This is a genomic window from Pontixanthobacter gangjinensis, from assembly GCF_009827545.1.
Lineage (GTDB): Bacteria > Pseudomonadota > Alphaproteobacteria > Sphingomonadales > Sphingomonadaceae > Pontixanthobacter > Pontixanthobacter gangjinensis.
This window is the reverse complement of sequence record NZ_WTYS01000001.1, coordinates 1880207-1896741: the sequence shown is the minus strand read 5'-3', so window position 1 is coordinate 1896741 and position 16535 is coordinate 1880207. Positions and strand designations below refer to the sequence as shown.

The window sequence follows — 16535 nt, the reverse complement described above, 5'->3', positions numbered from 1 at the left end:
CTCATGCCATGACCAAATCTTCGCTGACGAGTTCCCCCAGCAGCGCATCGAGCAGCGGCATTCCTTTTGAAGTTACGCCGAACTGGTCATCCTCAGTCCAGACAAAACCAAGGTCGGTCATCAGTTTGACTTTTTCTTGGTTGAGCAATTCCGCTGGAGCAGTTTTAAATCGCTGGCCAATAGCGGCAAGCGAAACACCCTCCGCCAATCTCAGTCCCATCAACAACGCTTCGGACGCGCGCTCGGCGGGGGAAAGCGTCGCTTCCTCCTTCAATCCATCGCCTGTTTCAACCACTGCTGCGATCCAGTTCTCCGGCTTCTTATGCCGAAGTGTGGCTTTCGAACCCCGCCGACCATGCGCACCGGGGCCAATCCCGCAGTAATCCTGATAGCGCCAATAGGTCAGATTATGGCGGCTCTCCTGACCGGGGCGGGCATGGTTGCTGATTTCGTAGGCAGGTAGCCCCGCCGCTGCGGTCATCTCGCGGGTTACTTCGAACAAATCTGCTGCGGGGTCATTGTCCATCGGCGAAAACGCGCCAAGCCTTACATCTGTCGCGAAGCGCGTATTAGGCTCTATAGTCAGTTGATAGAGCGAAAGATGGTCTGTGCCGAAGGATAGTGCGCGTGCCAATTCTGCGCGCCATTCGGCTTCTGTTTGCTTCGGTCTCGCGTAAATTAAATCGAAGCTGACTCTTGCGAAATGCTTTTGGGCCACATCTAAGGCAGCGACCCCTTCGGCGGCATTGTGCAAGCGGCCCAGGAATTTAAGCTGGCTGTCATCCAGCGATTGTAGGCCAAGAGAAACGCGGTTGATTCCTGCCAGTGCCAGATCGCCAAACTTCGATGCTTCAACCGAAGAAGGGTTTGCTTCCAAGGTGATTTCTATTCCTGGCGCAAAGCCCCACAATTGCTCTGCCCGCTCCAGCAATGCACCGACGAGGGCGGGTGGCATCAGCGATGGAGTGCCGCCGCCGAAGAAGATGGACCCGAGCGGCTCGCCACCAGCCAGTTGTGCCTCATGCTCCATGTCAGCGATCAGAGCTGCTTGCCAAGCGGCGTGATCGACACCAGACCGTACATGGCTGTTGAAGTCACAATAGGGGCATTTCTTCAAGCAGAAGGGCCAGTGAATATACAATGCGCGCGCCATGTGCGGAATGTTAGCGGCCGAATTGCTCGGCGACCAGCTTTGCAAAGGCATCGGCGCGGTGGCTCATCGCGTGTTTTTCAGCCGGATCGAGTTCGGCGAAAGTCTGATCTTTACCTACCGGAATAAAGACGGGGTCATAGCCGAAGCCAAGCTTGCCTCGCGGCGGCCAAGTGAGCGAACCATCGATCCGCCCCTCATAGACAGCACTTTCGCCATCGGGCCATGCGATTGCGAGCACGCAAGAAAACCATGCGGCGCGCGACACATCGGGGCCTTGCTCTGCCAGCATTCCCTCAACTTTACCCATCGCCATATACCAATCGCGTCCTGGCTTACCCTCAAACCATTGCCGCTCGGCCCAGTCGGCGGTGTAAACCCCAGGACGACCATCAAGGGCAGCAACGGACAGGCCGCTGTCATCGGCTAGCGAAACAATGCCGGAAGCTTCGGCCGCAGCGCGCGCTTTGATCAGTGCGTTCTCGACAAATGTGGTGCCGGTTTCAGCAGGCTCTGGAAGTCCCAGAGAACCTGCTGAAAGGCATTTAAGACCATGCGGCTCCAGCAAAGCCGAAATTTCTTTCAACTTACCTGCATTATGCGTCGCGATAACAAGCGATCCGGAACCTAGATGTCTGGTCATGGACTTAGACCCTATTTGGTGGCGTCGAGCTGTGCTGAAAAAATGCCGTCACAGCCCATGCGCGCCAGACGCAGCAAGCGAAGCAGTGCTTCCTCGTCGTATGTTGCGCCTTCTGCGGTTGCCTGAACTTCTGCGATATTGCCGCCTTCGAGCAACACAAAATTCGCATCGGCATCGGCGTCGCTATCTTCGGGATAATCGAGATCAAGGACCGGAGTGCCCTTGTAGATACCGCAGCTGATTGCCGCAACCTGGCCAGTTATCGGATCGTGTTTGATGTCGCCCGATGCCATCAGGCTATTGACCGCGAGACGCAGCGCAATCCAAGCGCCCGAAATAGAAGCCGTACGCGTTCCGCCATCGGCCTGTATTACGTCGCAATCGAGCGTGATCTGACGCTCGCCGAGCTTCTTCATGTCAACAACCGCGCGCAAGCTACGCCCGATAAGACGCTGAATTTCCTGCGTCCGCCCGCTTTGCTTGCCGCGTGCTGCTTCACGGCTGCCGCGGGTGTGTGTGGCGCGTGGAAGCATCGAATATTCCCCGGTGACCCAGCCTTCACCCTTGCCGCGAAGCCATGGCGGAATCCGCTCTTCAACACTGGCAGTGCAAAGCACCCTTGTATCACCGAAACTGATCAGGCACGAACCCTCCGCATGTTTGGTAAAGCCGGTTTCGATTGTTATAACGCGCATTTCATCAGGCGCACGGCCGGAAGGTCTCATTTTGTATCCTTTTCAAATTTGTCCCCGCGCGTTAGGCGCAACAGCCTTGGTGCCGCAAGGCTAGTTATTCGTACCGTTGCAATTATAGTGCAGCCATGGCGGTAATCCCACTCACTGATCTGACAGAGCGCGCACGCGAGATATTTCGCCTGGTTGTAGAAGGCTATCTGGCTGATGGATTGCCGGTAGGTTCTAAGATTCTGGCGAGTGACGAACGGGTCAATTTGTCGCCAGCTTCCATCCGCACGGTACTGGCGGATCTTGAAGGGCAGGGCTTGCTTGCTGCGCCGCATACAAGCGCGGGGCGGATGCCGACGGAGATCGGTTTGCGGCTGTTTGTCGACGGCATGATGCAAGTGGCTGAGCCGACCAGGGAAGAGCGCGCAACAATCGAGCAGCGTCTGTCTGATGGTGGGCCGATTGAACAAGCACTCGAGGCAACAAGTTCGCTACTGTCGGACATATCGGGCGCAGCGGGCATGGTCATGGTACCTAGCCGAGAGCCGCGCTTGCGCCAGCTTAGCCTCGTCTCGTTATCACCCGACCGCGCACTTGCGGTGCTCGTTGGTGAAGACGGCCAGATAGAAAACCGCGTGGTTGAACTCAGCGAGCCTTCGACAGCATCGGCGCTCGAACAGGCGAGCAATTACATCACTGCGCGGCTGGCGGGCAAAACTCTGGCTGAAGCGGTTCGCGTGGTTCAGTTGGAAGTAGCATCCGGACGTTCGGAGCTAGACAACGCGAGCAAAACTTTGGTCGAACGCGGCCTTGCAGTTTGGAGCGAAGACGCAGCCAAACGCCCAGTTCTGATAGTGCGCGGGCAAGCTAATTTGCTCGATGAAGCGGCACTGGGCGATATCGAGCGGGTCCGGTCGTTGCTTGATGATCTGGAAAACAAGCAATCTGTCGCCGGATTACTTGAGAATGCGCGACAGGCCGAGGCTACCCGCATATTCATTGGCGCAGAGAACCGCCTGTTTGCGCTATCCGGATCTTCGGTCATCGCATCCCCCTATCGTGACCGCGAAGGAAAAGTAGTCGGAGTTTTAGGCGTGATTGGTCCAACGCGGTTGAATTACGCGCGGGTCGTCCCCATGGTTGATTTCACAGCCCGTTCGTTGGGGAAACTCATCGGATAATTGGCAATTTGAACAGCTGGAACTTTTGAAATGAATGACGACAAGCCGGAGCCTACAGGCACCGAACACCAAGACGCAGCCGTGGAAGCAGAACTGAAAGGCGTGCCTGAAGAATTGCTTGCGGATGATGATGGCGATGTGGAATCCAGCCTTGAAGACGCCCTGGCCGAACTCCGAAACGATTTGGAAGGCGCGAAGCAGGAAACGCTTTACGCAAAGGCGGAAACGCAAAATGTCCGCCGCCGTATGGAAAAAGACATCGCCGATGCGCGCGCTTATGCCGCGACCGGCTTTGCCCGCGATATTCTGTCTGTTTCAGACAACCTGTCACGCGCGCTCGATTCCGTCCCGCAAGAATTGCGAGAGGACGAGAAGTTCAAAGGTTTGGTCGCCGGCATCGAAGCCACCCAGCGCGAGTTGGACAAAGTGTTCGGGATGCACGGCATCAGCCGCATTGCCTCTATGGGCCTGCCGCTCGACCCGAACCAGCATCAGGCCATGATGGAAGTTCCGAGCGACAGCCACGAGCCAGGCACCATTTTGCAGGAGATGCAGGCCGGCTATATGATTAAAGACCGGCTGCTGCGTCCCGCAATGGTCGGCGTAGCGAAAAAACCTGATTGAGCGGCAGCCACGTTTTAACAGGAATATAGAGACCCTCCGGCATTAAATGACGGAGGGTCTTCTCATATTAAGAAACCACCTGTTCGCGGTTTTCGTCGCGGTGCTTTTTCAGATATTTCATAAATGGCGTGCCTCCGGTGCCGACATCGGGGTCATTACCAGAGATGGAGCCAGCCTGTTTATTGATGTAGCTTGCTGCATATTCAAGATGGCGGGTGCGGAAGCGGGCGACCTGTTCGACACAGGCGTTGAACGCGTCCTTGAGCGATTGTGAATGCGAACCTTCGACAAATTCACGCAGCTTTGATTGGGCAGCCAGATCTTCAATAAACCTGCGGTGATTGACCGGACGATATTCATGCAATTCATCGAGGAAATTGCGCAAGGGATCGTCGCTGTGCTTCACACCAAACAGCGCATCCATCGACGGAACAATAGAACTTTGTGATCCGGTCTGGCCGCGCAAGGCTTGCGGCTTGCCCTCATATTTGGCGACGCCTTCGTAAATCAGACCGCCATCAAGCGCCGCATTGTTGGCCCAGCCATGAATGTATGGGCGGACGCGGTGGAAATAGACATAGGGATCGCAGCGCTCGGTCATTCGCTTGAACACGTCGTAGACGCCTTCCCAAGCCGTGTTCATCTCGAGAAGCAGCCGCTCGGCTTCTGCTTCGTCTCCGGCTTTGGCAACACCAACCAGCTTGGCCGCATTATCTAGCAGCACGCCCGCTTGCGCTTCGATGGCTACGTGGATCGTGACGAACCAGTTTTCATCATCTCCGCCAGCAAAATTCTGATACATATAGATATTATCGAGGGTGATCGGGCCTGACTTGTCGAGGCGAGACCAATTGTCGAGGACATATCCGGAATAGGGGAGCAAGGGTGCTTGACCCAGATTGTCTGCCAGCGCGACCATCGGACGCGCAAGGTTCGCGGGTAAGTGCTTGGGCGGAGTTGGTTCGCCCCAGACGTAAGCTTGCACAAGAAAGCTGTAATGGACCATCAGCGTGCGAATTTGTTCGTCCGGGGCATCTGACAGCCATTCGTCGATGGCCGGTTCCGGCAGTTGGTCAAGCCAATGTCGGACACGGCCAGTGGTGATCAGGCCAGAGAGATTGCTTGCGGATTTAAGCACTTCATCAAACCGCGCCGGAAGCTTCACTGCGTCAATTTCATAGGACGAAAGGAAGCCACGCTCGCGCGACATTGCATAGTCGGATAATTTCATGGGTGTACCTATCGGCCGGTCGCGGGTTTGGCCGACCGGACAATGGGCGCATTGGTATCAAGCGAAACTTATTTACTCAAGAGGCTTGGTGGATAAGTCCTCCATGACGTAGCGTCAGACAGATGACTAACTAGCTTGCGCCAGGGAAATTTACGACCAGATCATAGGCGCTTTTGTCGGAAACACCGGCGACTCTCGCTCCGTTACGCAACCAAAAAGCATGTTTGACGATCTCCGCCTGTTGTTCGATCCCGTAGCTTTCGAGCTTCCAACCCGGTTTCAAGCTGTAATCATACCGCGACCAGGGCCGGCGGTTCAGCACCAGATACCACTCACCCTTGGTCTGGGTTTGCCAGACATGGACCATTTCGTGAATGAACAGCCCTTGGCGAGATAGGCTTTCAGCTGAAAAATCATCGCAATAGCTTTTGCCGTCCGGATGGAAATGAATATGGCCGCGCGGCGCCATAGTCACGCGTTTTGGCTGGAACGGAAACCATTTCCTGCGGCGGATTTTCACCTGAGTATAGTCAATCGCATCACCAAACACGCTATTGGAGAGCTCGATTTCTCCAGGCGTCAACTGGCGTTCGCCACCAACGGGGCACGGCTGGATGCTGTATTCAGGATTTAAATCGCTCAGCGTTCATCCCCGGCACTTTTAATGTCCGCTACGAACGTGGTCTTGTCACCATCGGCCATGATCAAAGTTACCTCGGTCTTTCCGCCTGCGCTTAGTTCAGGAGAAACGCTCATCGCCATACCGTGTTTGCCGCCGGGCTCGAAAGATACTTTCACGCCCTTGGTCAGGTCGAGCGATTCCAGCGGAATCATCTGAACCTTGAAGTCTTTCTCGGCATATTCGTGCATCATCGCGTTTTCAGCGCCTTCGACATAAATCGCGCTCACTGTCTGGTTGTCATCCCCGTCGTAAGCAAGATCGAAATAGACTGCGGCGGGTCTGCCATTGACGGCAGGCAAAACCATTCGGCCGTTGGTGATTGTCAGTCCCGCAACCCCTTCGGGTGCGGCAGTAACTTCGGCTTCATCACTAGCAGAATCGCAAGCGCTCAGGCCGAAAGTTGCAATCCCAAGAGCAAGACTTGCAAAAAAACGTGTGGTCACGCGAGTTTCTCCATGGTGAATTTCATGCACGAACTAGCGGTCATGGTCCCTTGTGCCAATAAAAACCGCACCTATATCCCGTTCAGAAACGAGCTGCCGAACGGTTTTGCCAATTCCGGGAAACCCAGTGAGCAGCGTCCAACATTAAGCATAAAGTGGGGAATCCATGGCTAAAGTAATCGGTATCGACCTCGGCACTACCAACTCCTGCATCGCCGTAATGGACGGCGGCAAGCCGAAGGTTATTGAAAATTCTGAAGGCGCGCGTACCACGCCTTCAATCGTCGCCTTCACCAAGGATGGCGAACGTCTGATCGGTCAGCCGGCCAAACGCCAGGCAGTGACCAATCCTGACAACACCCTATTCGCAATCAAGCGCCTGATCGGCCGCCGGTTCGACGATCCAATGACCAAGAAGGACATGGATCTGGTCCCCTACAACATCGTCAAAGGCAAAAATGGCGATGCGTGGGTCAAGGCTGGCGATGAAGATTACAGCCCTTCACAAGTTTCCGCTTTCATCTTGCAAAAGATGAAAGAGACCGCCGAGAGCTATCTTGGTGAAACAGTGACCCAAGCGGTCATTACCGTTCCTGCGTATTTCAATGACGCCCAGCGTCAGGCAACCAAAGATGCTGGCCAAATTGCTGGCCTCGAAGTTCTGCGCATTATCAACGAGCCAACTGCTGCGGCGCTGGCTTACGGTATGGACAAGGACGATGGCAAAACCATCGCAGTCTATGACCTTGGCGGCGGTACATTCGACGTGTCGGTTCTCGAAATCGGTGACGGCGTGTTCGAAGTTAAGTCCACCAACGGCGATACTTTCCTGGGCGGCGAAGATTTCGATAACGCAATTGTCGAATGGCTGGCAGCGCAGTTCAAGAAAAAAGAAAACATGGACCTCAAGACGGATAAGCTGGCGCTTCAACGTCTCAAGGAAGCCGCTGAAAAGGCAAAAATCGAGCTGTCCAGTGCGCAAACCACTGAAGTGAACTTGCCGTTCATTACCGCACGGATGGAGGGCGGGGCGACTACTCCGCTTCACCTCGTGGAAAACATCAGCCGTTCGGACCTCGAAAAGATGGTCGGTGATTTGATCAAGCGCACTCTTGAGCCTTGTAAGAAAGCTTTGGCTGATGCTGGCGTGGATAAAGGCGGAATTGACGAAGTTATTCTCGTCGGCGGGATGACCCGTATGCCGCGTGTTCGCGAAATCGTGAAAGACTTCTTCGGCAAAGAACCGCATACTGGCGTGAACCCTGATGAAGTGGTTGCAATGGGTGCTGCCATTCAGGCAGGCGTTTTGCAGGGCGATGTCAAAGACGTCCTGCTGCTCGATGTTACTCCGCTTTCGCTCGGTATCGAGACGCTTGGCGGCGTGTTCACGCGCATGATTGACCGCAACACGACAATCCCGACCAAAAAATCGCAGACCTACTCGACCGCTGAAGACAATCAGCAGGCCGTGACGATCCGTGTTTTCCAGGGCGAGCGTGAAATGGCCGCCGATAACAAAATGCTCGGCAATTTCGATCTGGTTGGTATCCCTGCTGCACCGCGCGGTGTTCCGCAAGTTGAGGTCACATTCGACATCGACGCCAACGGCATCGTGAACGTGTCGGCCAAAGACAAGGGTACTGGCAAGGAACAGCAAATCCGGATTCAGGCATCGGGCGGTCTGTCAGACAATGACATCGACCAGATGGTTCAGGATGCTGAGAAATTTGCCGAGGAAGACAAGAAGCGGCGTGAGCAGGCGGAATCCCGCAACCAGGCGGACAGCTTGGTGCACGCAACCGAGAAGCAGCTGGAAGAGCACGGTGACAAGATCTCCGCTGATCTGAAATCTGAAGTCGAGGCCGCTCTGGCAGAGGCGAAAACCGCGCTTGAGGGCGAAGACCTCGACGCGATTAATGCCAAGTCGCAAGCCTTGACCGAAGTTGCCATGAAAATGGGTCAGGAAATCTACCAGCAGGAACAGGCTAATGCCGGTTCTGACGGTGATGCGCCTTCCGATGGTGCTGAAAAGGCCGACGAAGAAGAAGTCGTTGATGCCGAATTTTCCGAAGTGAACGAAGACGAAAACAAAGGCTAACGCCAAAATGAAAACTGGAACCGCCATTGGTGCTTACCGGCACCGATGGCGGACTGGTTTGGGATGAAACGATGTCTTCAACCATAGATTTTTACGAGCTTCTTGAAGTCTCGCGTGATGCTGACGATAAGACGATCAAATCGTCCTATCGCCGGATCGCAATGCAATGCCACCCGGACCGCAATCCAGGTGACGCTGAAGCGGAATCGAAGTTCAAATCGGTCAGCGCGGCCTATGATTGTCTGAAAGACCCACAAAAGCGCGCGGCATATGACCGTTTCGGCCATGAGGCATTCCAACAGGGAATGGGTGGTGGAGGCCAAGGCCAGCAGGGTGATTTTGGCGATATCGGCGATATCTTCGAAACAATCTTCGGCAGCGCATTTGGCGGCGGTGGCGGCCGGCAACAGCCACGCCGGGGGGCAGATCTGCGCTATGACATGCAGATCGACCTTGGTGATGCATTCCACGGCAAAAAGACCGAAATCGAAATTGAAGTTTCCCAAAGCTGTGAGACTTGCAGCGGTTCAGGCGCGCAGCCGGGCACTGGCACTCGCGGCTGCAATTTGTGCAATGGCCACGGCAAAGTTCGTGCAAAACAGGGTTTCTTTGTGGTCGAACGCCCATGCCCAAACTGCAACGGGCGCGGCGAAGTCATCGAAAAACCGTGCGATGACTGCCGAGGCGAGGGCCGCTCCGATCAGGCGCAGGCGCTCGAAGTCGAGATTCCACCAGGTGTTGATACAGGGACACGGATCAGGCTGTCAGGCAAGGGCGAAGCGGGGCCGCGCGGGGCGCCAGCTGGCGATCTGTACATCTTCATTCATATTAAGGAACATTCTGTATTCGAACGAGAGGGCACAACATTGCTCACGCGCGTTCCGATCAGTTTTTCCACCGCGGCGCTTGGCGGATGTGTTGAAATTCCCGACCTTGATGGAGAGACCAACTCGGTCGATATTCCCGCAGGCATCCAATCTGGCAAGCAATTGCGTGTGCGCGGTGCAGGTATGCCCGTGCTGCAAGGTCGCGGCCGAGGTGATCTGGTAGTTGAAATTGCGGTCGAAACTCCGACCAAACTAAGCAAAGCGCAGAAGGAAATTCTTCAGCAATTCCGCGACACGGAAACCGGTGATGAATGCCCGGAAAGCCGGGGCTTCTTCGACAAGCTAAAAGACGTTTTTGGCGCTTAACCCAGGCGTTCAAGAACTTCCGAGCGTATCTGGCTGAGCAAGCGAGGATCGGCGGTCAGCCGGTCTTCCTCTTCATCCAGAACGGCTAGAAATGCCTGCCGCTTGAACCGCTGGATTTGATGGACGCCCTCATGACCTTCAAATTGGTGAGCATCGAGGGTGGAACAGATCAAATCAATCATTCGCTCGGCCCCATGGAGCCGGCCCCAAAGATAATCGTTTTCCCGGTAGGCGCGGCTGAAAAATGCGCCGAAATTGTAGAATTCCGTGCCGCGCAAGGTGGCGCTAGTGCCCCCGTCTCGAATTGACCTCGCATCGTCAGGCGAAATTCGGTCCACCTTGACCGGGTCGAACTCTGTGAGACCCTTGTTCCGTACCAGCGGAAACGTCGCGACGTCATAAAATGGGAAACCGAGGTAAGTCAGCAGCATTCTGCGGCGCAGGTCTTCCGGCATGGATTCAAGCGATTTTGAGAGCATTTCCTCTGCTCTTTGATCGGTTTCCTCAAGCAAGCGCCGTTGGGCCAAGAGGTGCAAGACCGGCCCGGGTTCCTGCAAGACATTCGCTGCCAGAGCAGGAAACTCTTCCCCCAAATTGTGAGGTTTCTCTTGTTCAAAATACAATGCAAGGATGTCGTATATTGTCTTGCGCGCAGCTTCTAAAGCCTCATCCGGAATATCCGGATCTGCTTCCCAATCGCGGGCAAGTCGGCGTGCTAGCAAGCGTAACCGCCTGATCCGGAAACCGAGATCATGCGCGCGGAAGAAATTAATTGCAGCCTCGCTTGCACGCCCATTCTCGCCAGACAGAATGTTGAGGCCCCGGCGGTCCAATTCCGCAAACAAAGCAGCGCTTATTGGTGCCCGATCTGGCAACCCCAATTCTGTGGCCGCGTCAAAGGTGATCTGGGCGAGCTCCTCGACGATACCGGTAAATTTCGCCTGGGCGTAAGAACTGAACGCGAAACCGCTGCCGATGGCGGCCGCTTGTTGGGCTTTATTTCGCCATCCGGCCAAGCGTTTAGGTGTTGGGCCATTGAGGAACAACGTGCGTCCAAACAGCTTTTCGACATTGCGTTCGACTTCGGGCCGAAGTGCCATCACCATCCTGCGCAAAGTTTGCGCCTCGCGTGACTGCTCTTCCAATTCTTCCAAATTATCGCGGATGGGTTGCTCACGCGGAATGGCGGAAAGTGAGCCGAATATGGCCGCGAAGAATCCAACCGGTTTTTTTAGTTTCTCGTCTGCTGCATCAAACCGGTCTGGGCGGGGATCAATATATACAAACCGTCTATCCACCTCACGCTGTGCAGGCCTACCCTTTAGCGCGTTCATTGCCGCCCCGAATGGCGCATTAATCAGCACCGAACCATCAATTAAGGCGACGCTCTCTGTGACACCATTTTTGCAATGCACTGGCATAATTCGCTGGCAGAAGTTTTCTCTATTTGCCCATTCAGTGCCGCGGGCTTTCTTTAGACTGTCAATCTCTTGAAGTTGCAAAGGCGGGAAGGCACCGGGAAAACTTGCTGTGGCTCTGGCGGCGAAAGTTAATTCGAGGGGATTGGCCAGGGGCTGACCGGGTTCGCTCGGCACGTTCGCGCTAAAGCTGACCGGCAGCCGGTGTTCGCTTTCCTCTACAATGGCCGGGCTGTTGAGCCGGAGCATCTCTACATGACCGCGAAAATCTGTCGCGGTGACCATCAAATCAATCGGATGACCCGGTGGCAGCAGTGGTTTTTCCAATGGTGCTTTTTCCATTGCGGTCAACGCGCTGTGAAGCAATTTAGAAAACCCGAGCCCCGAAAAAGGTGGCTCGAACCACCGCCCGCGGACCAAGTGAGAAACCTTCCGCCGCACCTCAGCGCGGGTTTCGGGTGCAACGCTCTCCGATACCGCATTGCCCGGTCGCTTCAGCAGCCAGCTTGCAAAAGGTTGCGCCCAGAACTTGGCAAAGCGCCACATCGGCCGTGCGTCAGGATGAACCAAGCGGTCAACGTCAGCGCATTCGAGCCAAAGCTCTGTCAGCGGTTCCAACGATTGCCCTGAATGGATTGCCTGAGCGAGATATACTGCGTTGATACCGCCTGCGCTCGCTCCTGTCAGGATATCAGGCAGTACACGCAATTTCAGGCCGTGGTCTTTTTCGATGCATTCGAGCATATCGCGATAAACGCCTTGCACGCCTTCGGAACGGGCCTCGTCTGCGTGAAATGCTCGGCTTGCTTTGGCGAGCTTCCAGACCTCTTTGGTCACGCCGTGCATGTAAACCGCTAGGCTGACTCCGCCGTAACAAATCAGAGCAAGTCGGAGTTCTTTTTGCCTCATGCCAGTGTTGTGGCTGGCAAAAACACTTTTGGCAATTGCGTTCCTTGTATGTTCCGTTTATCGGCAATCTATGGCAAAGGCAAAAAAGCGGTACGTGTGTCAGGCATGTGGTTCGGTTTCGCACCGGTGGCAGGGGCAATGCCCGGACTGCGCGGAATGGAACACGCTGAGCGAGGATATTCCCGCAACTGTTTTTTCGCAAAAACATAATCTGGGCAGCGGTGGGCGGGCAGTAGAATTCGTCGATCTTGATGCACCTGGGGAAGAACTCAAACGTCGTCCGACGGGCTTAGCGGAATTTGATCGTGCACTGGGCGGCGGACTTGTCCCCGGATCTGCGATTTTAATGGGAGGCGACCCGGGCATCGGCAAGTCGACATTGCTGTTACAAGCCGCCGCTAAGATCGCCAAGGCTGGCGGCTCCACAGTCTATGTCAGCGGAGAAGAAGCTGCAGCGCAGGTAAGGATGCGTGCGTCAAGGTTGGGGTTGGCAGATGCGCCGATAAAACTTGCCGCGGCCACTTCTGTGCGGGACATTTTGACGACGCTGAACGGTATGGATGCACCCGCTCTACTGGTAATCGATTCGATCCAGACGATGCATTCGGACACCATCGAGGGTGCCCCGGGCACTGTTAGCCAAGTGCGCGGATGTGCTTTCGAGCTTATCCGCTATGCCAAGGAGAACGGCGTTGCGATGGTTCTTGTCGGACATGTGACCAAGGATGGCAGCATCGCAGGGCCGCGGGTTCTGGAACATATGGTCGATGTGGTGATGAGCTTCGAAGGTGAAAGAAGCCATCAATATCGGATCCTGCGTGCGCTCAAGAACCGGTTTGGCGCAGTTGATGAAATTGGCGTATTCGCAATGGCTGGCGCGGGGCTGGAGGAGGTATCCAATCCCTCAATGCTGTTTCTGTCGGGCCGTGACGAGCCGCTCGCCGGAAGCGCAGTATTCCCCGCGCTGGAAGGCACAAGGCCGGTCTTGATCGAAGTTCAGGCATTGATTGTTCGTTTGCAAAGCGGGGCGACGCCGCGCCGCGCTGTGGTTGGTTGGGATAATGGCCGTTTGGCGATGTTACTGGCGGTGCTGGAATCGCGCTGCGGATTAAATTTCAGCTCTGCAGAAGTCTATTTGAACGTGGCTGGAGGATATCGCCTGTCCGATCCAGCGGCGGATTTAGCCGTCGCAGCGGCTCTGGTTTCTGCGCTTGCAGACAAGCCGTTACCAACGCGAAGTGTCTGGTTTGGCGAAGTTTCTCTGGCTGGCGAGATACGGCCCGTGGCCCATGCCGGGCTGCGTCTGAAAGAATCCGCCAAGCTAGGTTTCAAGAGTGGTTGCGGACCTTTTGACGCGGACGAAAAATCGGGTCTTAAATATCACGGACTAAAACAATTGGCGAACCTCGTTGACCAAGTCGTAGGTTCGCAATAAATCGGTTCCCATAATGACCGGTTTTGATATTATCGTCCTGATTATAGTCGGCGTTGCAGCTGTCGGCGGATTTATGCGCGGTTTGGTGCAGGAGGTGCTTTCGCTTTCAGCATGGATTTTGGCGCTCTTCGCGATTCATTATCTACATACGCCGCTCTATCACGCAATGGGAGGCTATTTGGGCTGGACCACCGCCGTTGCTGTGCTGGCCTTCGCCTTGCTGTTGCTGGTGCCATATGCGGCTATGAAACTAATCGCGGGACGGGCAGGGGACGCGTCGCGCGCTTCAATTCTTGGCCCGATTGATCGCGTGCTGGGGTTTGGATTCGGCGCGATCAAGGGCGCGCTGATAGTGGTGCTTGCCTTCTCGCTGTTGGTGCTTGGTTATGATACCGCTTGGGGTATCGCTGGCAGGCCCACATGGATTACCACCGCGCGTACTTATCCTGTCGTGAATGCCAGCACTGATTCATTGGTACAGATGATCCAACAGCGCAGATCGGTTTTACGTTCTGAAGAGGAAGAGAATTGACCGCCAGCGGGTCGGGCAAACTGTACACTTCAAAAATTTTGGCGCTTGCGACCGAGTTGGCAAATTACCCGTTAGACCCTCTCGCTCAATTCAATGCCCAAGTACGTTCACGTTCGTGTGGCAGTTCGCTTGAGCTTAGCCTTAGCATGGACGGCGCTAATCAGATCTTCGCGATTGGTTTCAATGTAACCGCCTGTGCCATGGGTCAGGCTGCAGCCGCGATCTTTGCTGCAGCCGCAACAGGTCAGAACGGGGCCGATGCGCAACGCTATCATGGAACAATACAAAATTGGCTTAGCGCTGATGGCCCTATACCAGACTGGCCCCGCCTCGAATTACTGGATGCGGCACGGAATTATCCGGGCAGGCATGAGGCGATCTTGCTGCCGTGGAGGGCCGCCAGTGAAGCGCTTTGCAATACGCAAACATCTGGCTAGAGCGTTTGACGGAGAATTCAGGGGAAGGTCGCAACACCATGAGCGAGACAACTGCACCAGTAATGCACGAGCCGAGCGAGAAGGAAATCAGGCTGGTTATCGCCGCTTCGTCGGCCGGTACCATCTTCGAATGGTATGATTTTTTCATCTACGGGACGCTTGCGGGCCTGATTGGTGCAGCATTTTTTCCTTCAGATAATGAAACACTGCAACTGCTGATGGTGTGGGCAGGTTTTGCGGTTGGGTTCGGGTTCCGTCCGTTAGGCGCGGTACTGTTTGGCTATCTTGGTGACAGGTTGGGGCGCAAATACACCTTTCTCGTCACAGTCACCTTAATGGGCATAGCCACAGCTGGTGTTGGCTTGATTCCCAACGCTGCGACAATCGGTATCGCCGCACCGATAATTGTGATTTTGCTACGCATATTACAGGGCCTGGCGCTTGGGGGCGAATATGGCGGGGCGGCAATTTATGTTGCAGAACATGCACCGCCAGAAAAGCGTGGCTTTTACACCAGCTTCATTCAGGCCAGCGTGGTCGGCGGTTTCGTGCTCAGCATCGCGGTGGTGTTGACCTGCCGCGCGCTCATCCCGGCTGAGGAATTTGCCGCTTGGGGTTGGCGCATTCCGTTCCTGCTCTCGATCATCCTCCTATTCATCTCCCTATGGATGCGTCTGAAACTCTCCGAGAGCCCCGTGTTTAAGGCGATGAAAGAAGCCGGCGAGACTGCGGGCAATCCATTTGTCGAAAGCTTCACCTATCCCGGCAATAAGAAACGTATCTTTGTAGCCTTATTTGGCGTTGCAGTTGGCTTGACCGTAATTTGGTACACTGCGTTTTTCTCGACCCTTTCATTCTTGAAAGGTCCCATGCGGGTCGCACCGCTAACCGCCGAAATCATAATTTTTGTAGCGGGGCTGCTCGCGATGAGCCTGTTCATTGTTGTGGGCCGCTGGTCAGATAGGGTCGGCCGCAAAAAGCCGATTATTATTGGCAACATTCTGACGTTATTCCTGCTGTTCCCCTGTTTCTGGGCAATTGGCGCGCTTGCAAACCCGGGCCTGAACGCTTCAGCTGATGTTGCACCGATTGTCATCCAAGGGCCCAATTGTGACTATGATCCGTTTGCAGAGGTCCAAACCACACAATGCGGCAATTTGCTGGAAGACCTGACCGATGCGGGTGTCCCATATACGTTGAGAGAGGGCGCAGCGCTTAGCATGACGATTGGCGCGCAGCCTGTAGCGCTCGACAATTATGATTGGGCCAATTCAGCTGAGCGCCGCGCGGCTCTCGAACAATCGTTGACAAAGGCGGGTTACGACCTCTCGATCCAGAATCCCGGAGCGCTCAATATCATCGGGATCGTCGCCGTGTTGCTAGTGCTTGGCGGATTATCGGCACTGACTTACGGGTCCGTTGCCGCGCTGCTTTCGGAAATGTTCCCAGCGCGGATACGCTACAGTTCGATGTCGATACCTTACCATTTGGGTGCGGGATATTTTGGCGGGTTCCTGCCGCTGATCGCGGGATATATTATCGCCAAATCAGGCAACGCCTACTCGGGGTTGTGGTACACTTGGGTGTTCACAGCAGTCGCGTTGGTGGTCGCATGGTGGGGCCTGCCTGGCGGGCCTCCACGCGATTTTGAGGACTAATCGTGGCCAAAGCCATTTTATCGCTGTTGCCAGCTTTCGCTGCGGTAGCGTGTTTGTCCTACGGACCTCTAGCTGCGCAAGATCAGACCACTATCAAGCAACCTCCGCCGCAAATGTCATCTGTGCCAAGGCCAACTTACCCAGCATTCACTTCTGAGCGCAAATATCGACCTTATCGTGAGGACTTTAATCGGCATTGCCTCGAAAAATCAGTGACG

The 16535-nt window shown here is 55.1% G+C and carries 14 protein-coding genes; 7 read left to right on the top strand and 7 right to left on the bottom strand.

Annotation, left to right across the window (positions count from 1 at the left end; translation table 11 throughout):
• Position 1: 1 nt before the first annotated feature.
• Genes hemW through rph form a run of 3 tightly spaced genes read right to left on the bottom strand, consistent with a single transcriptional unit; the run spans position 2 to position 2518 of the window.
• Complete coding sequence (hemW, locus tag GRI36_RS08935) at positions 2-1153, bottom strand: radical SAM family heme chaperone HemW (protein ID WP_160598149.1); 1152 nt, start codon at positions 1151-1153, stop codon at positions 2-4.
• Between the two features lie 10 nt (positions 1154-1163).
• Complete coding sequence (gene rdgB, locus GRI36_RS08930; protein WP_160598148.1) at positions 1164-1793, bottom strand: RdgB/HAM1 family non-canonical purine NTP pyrophosphatase; 630 nt, start codon at positions 1791-1793, stop codon at positions 1164-1166.
• 11 nt (positions 1794-1804) lie between these two features.
• Positions 1805-2518: a ribonuclease PH gene (rph, locus tag GRI36_RS08925; RefSeq protein WP_160598147.1), complete on the bottom strand. Its 714-nt coding sequence runs from the start codon at positions 2516-2518 to the stop codon at positions 1805-1807.
• A gap of 95 nt (positions 2519-2613) precedes the next feature.
• Here rph and hrcA point away from each other — a divergent pair, with 95 nt between their 5' ends.
• Together hrcA and grpE are read left to right on the top strand one after the other, a co-directional pair.
• On the top strand, positions 2614-3657 hold the full coding sequence (hrcA, locus tag GRI36_RS08920; RefSeq protein WP_160598146.1) for a heat-inducible transcriptional repressor HrcA: 1044 nt from the start codon (positions 2614-2616) through the stop codon (positions 3655-3657).
• Between the two features lie 30 nt (positions 3658-3687).
• Entirely contained in the window at positions 3688-4281 is a 594-nt protein-coding gene (gene grpE / locus GRI36_RS08915) for a nucleotide exchange factor GrpE (RefSeq protein WP_160598145.1), read from the top strand.
• Positions 4282-4348: 67 nt separating this feature from the next.
• On the opposite strand, the gene GRI36_RS08910 is transcribed toward grpE, so the two are convergent.
• From GRI36_RS08910 to GRI36_RS08900, 3 genes are all read right to left on the bottom strand, one after another.
• Positions 4349-5512 (bottom strand): PrnB family protein, encoded by a 1164-nt coding sequence (locus GRI36_RS08910; protein WP_160598144.1) that lies wholly within the window; start codon positions 5510-5512, stop codon positions 4349-4351.
• A gap of 130 nt (positions 5513-5642) precedes the next feature.
• Entirely contained in the window at positions 5643-6095 is a 453-nt protein-coding gene (locus GRI36_RS08905) for a vgr related protein (RefSeq protein WP_235902211.1), read from the bottom strand.
• A gap of 56 nt (positions 6096-6151) precedes the next feature.
• Positions 6152-6637, bottom strand: coding sequence for a copper chaperone PCu(A)C (locus GRI36_RS08900; RefSeq protein WP_160598143.1), 486 nt, complete (start codon positions 6635-6637; stop codon positions 6152-6154).
• A gap of 166 nt (positions 6638-6803) precedes the next feature.
• Here GRI36_RS08900 and dnaK point away from each other — a divergent pair, with 166 nt between their 5' ends.
• Together dnaK and dnaJ are read left to right on the top strand one after the other, a co-directional pair.
• Positions 6804-8735 (top strand): molecular chaperone DnaK, encoded by a 1932-nt coding sequence (gene dnaK / locus GRI36_RS08895; protein ID WP_160598142.1) that lies wholly within the window; start codon positions 6804-6806, stop codon positions 8733-8735.
• Positions 8736-8806: 71 nt separating this feature from the next.
• On the top strand, positions 8807-9928 hold the full coding sequence (gene dnaJ / locus GRI36_RS08890; RefSeq protein ID WP_160599149.1) for a molecular chaperone DnaJ: 1122 nt from the start codon (positions 8807-8809) through the stop codon (positions 9926-9928).
• Here dnaJ and GRI36_RS08885 read toward each other — a convergent pair.
• A complete protein-coding gene (locus tag GRI36_RS08885) occupies positions 9925-12255 on the bottom strand; it encodes a patatin-like protein (protein ID WP_160598141.1) in 2331 nt (776 codons plus the stop codon). The genes dnaJ and GRI36_RS08885 overlap by 4 nt on opposite strands.
• 70 nt (positions 12256-12325) lie before the next feature.
• Between GRI36_RS08885 and radA the strand changes: the two genes are divergently transcribed.
• The 3 genes from radA to GRI36_RS08865 all read left to right on the top strand — a co-directional run bounded on the left by radA (position 12326) and on the right by GRI36_RS08865 (position 16317).
• The gene (gene radA / locus GRI36_RS08880) at positions 12326-13690 is read left to right on the top strand and encodes a DNA repair protein RadA (RefSeq protein ID WP_160598140.1); all 1365 of its coding nucleotides are present in this window, start codon (positions 12326-12328) and stop codon (positions 13688-13690) included.
• 13 nt (positions 13691-13703) lie between these two features.
• Positions 13704-14222 (top strand): CvpA family protein, encoded by a 519-nt coding sequence (locus tag GRI36_RS08875; protein ID WP_160598139.1) that lies wholly within the window; start codon positions 13704-13706, stop codon positions 14220-14222.
• Positions 14223-14697: 475 nt separating this feature from the next.
• Positions 14698-16317, top strand: coding sequence for an MFS transporter (locus GRI36_RS08865; protein WP_160598137.1), 1620 nt, complete (start codon positions 14698-14700; stop codon positions 16315-16317).
• Positions 16318-16535: the final 218 nt, after the last annotated feature.

What these genes read in the sequence shown, in the direction of transcription:
- hemW (WP_160598149.1), bottom strand. Translation starts at nt 1,153, where the DNA reads ATGGCGCGCGCATTGTATATTCACTGGCCCTTCTGCTTGAAGAAATGC.
- rdgB (WP_160598148.1), bottom strand. Translation starts at nt 1,793, where the DNA reads ATGACCAGACATCTAGGTTCCGGATCGCTTGTTATCGCGACGCATAAT.
- rph (WP_160598147.1), bottom strand. Translation starts at nt 2,518, where the DNA reads ATGAGACCTTCCGGCCGTGCGCCTGATGAAATGCGCGTTATAACAATC.
- hrcA (WP_160598146.1), top strand. Translation starts at nt 2,614, where the DNA reads ATGGCGGTAATCCCACTCACTGATCTGACAGAGCGCGCACGCGAGATA.
- grpE (WP_160598145.1), top strand. Translation starts at nt 3,688, where the DNA reads ATGAATGACGACAAGCCGGAGCCTACAGGCACCGAACACCAAGACGCA.
- GRI36_RS08910 (WP_160598144.1), bottom strand. Translation starts at nt 5,512, where the DNA reads ATGAAATTATCCGACTATGCAATGTCGCGCGAGCGTGGCTTCCTTTCG.
- dnaK (WP_160598142.1), top strand. Translation starts at nt 6,804, where the DNA reads ATGGCTAAAGTAATCGGTATCGACCTCGGCACTACCAACTCCTGCATC.
- dnaJ (WP_160599149.1), top strand. Translation starts at nt 8,807, where the DNA reads ATGTCTTCAACCATAGATTTTTACGAGCTTCTTGAAGTCTCGCGTGAT.
- GRI36_RS08885 (WP_160598141.1), bottom strand. Translation starts at nt 12,255, where the DNA reads ATGAGGCAAAAAGAACTCCGACTTGCTCTGATTTGTTACGGCGGAGTC.
- radA (WP_160598140.1), top strand. Translation starts at nt 12,326, where the DNA reads ATGGCAAAGGCAAAAAAGCGGTACGTGTGTCAGGCATGTGGTTCGGTT.
- GRI36_RS08875 (WP_160598139.1), top strand. Translation starts at nt 13,704, where the DNA reads ATGACCGGTTTTGATATTATCGTCCTGATTATAGTCGGCGTTGCAGCT.
- GRI36_RS08865 (WP_160598137.1), top strand. Translation starts at nt 14,698, where the DNA reads ATGAGCGAGACAACTGCACCAGTAATGCACGAGCCGAGCGAGAAGGAA.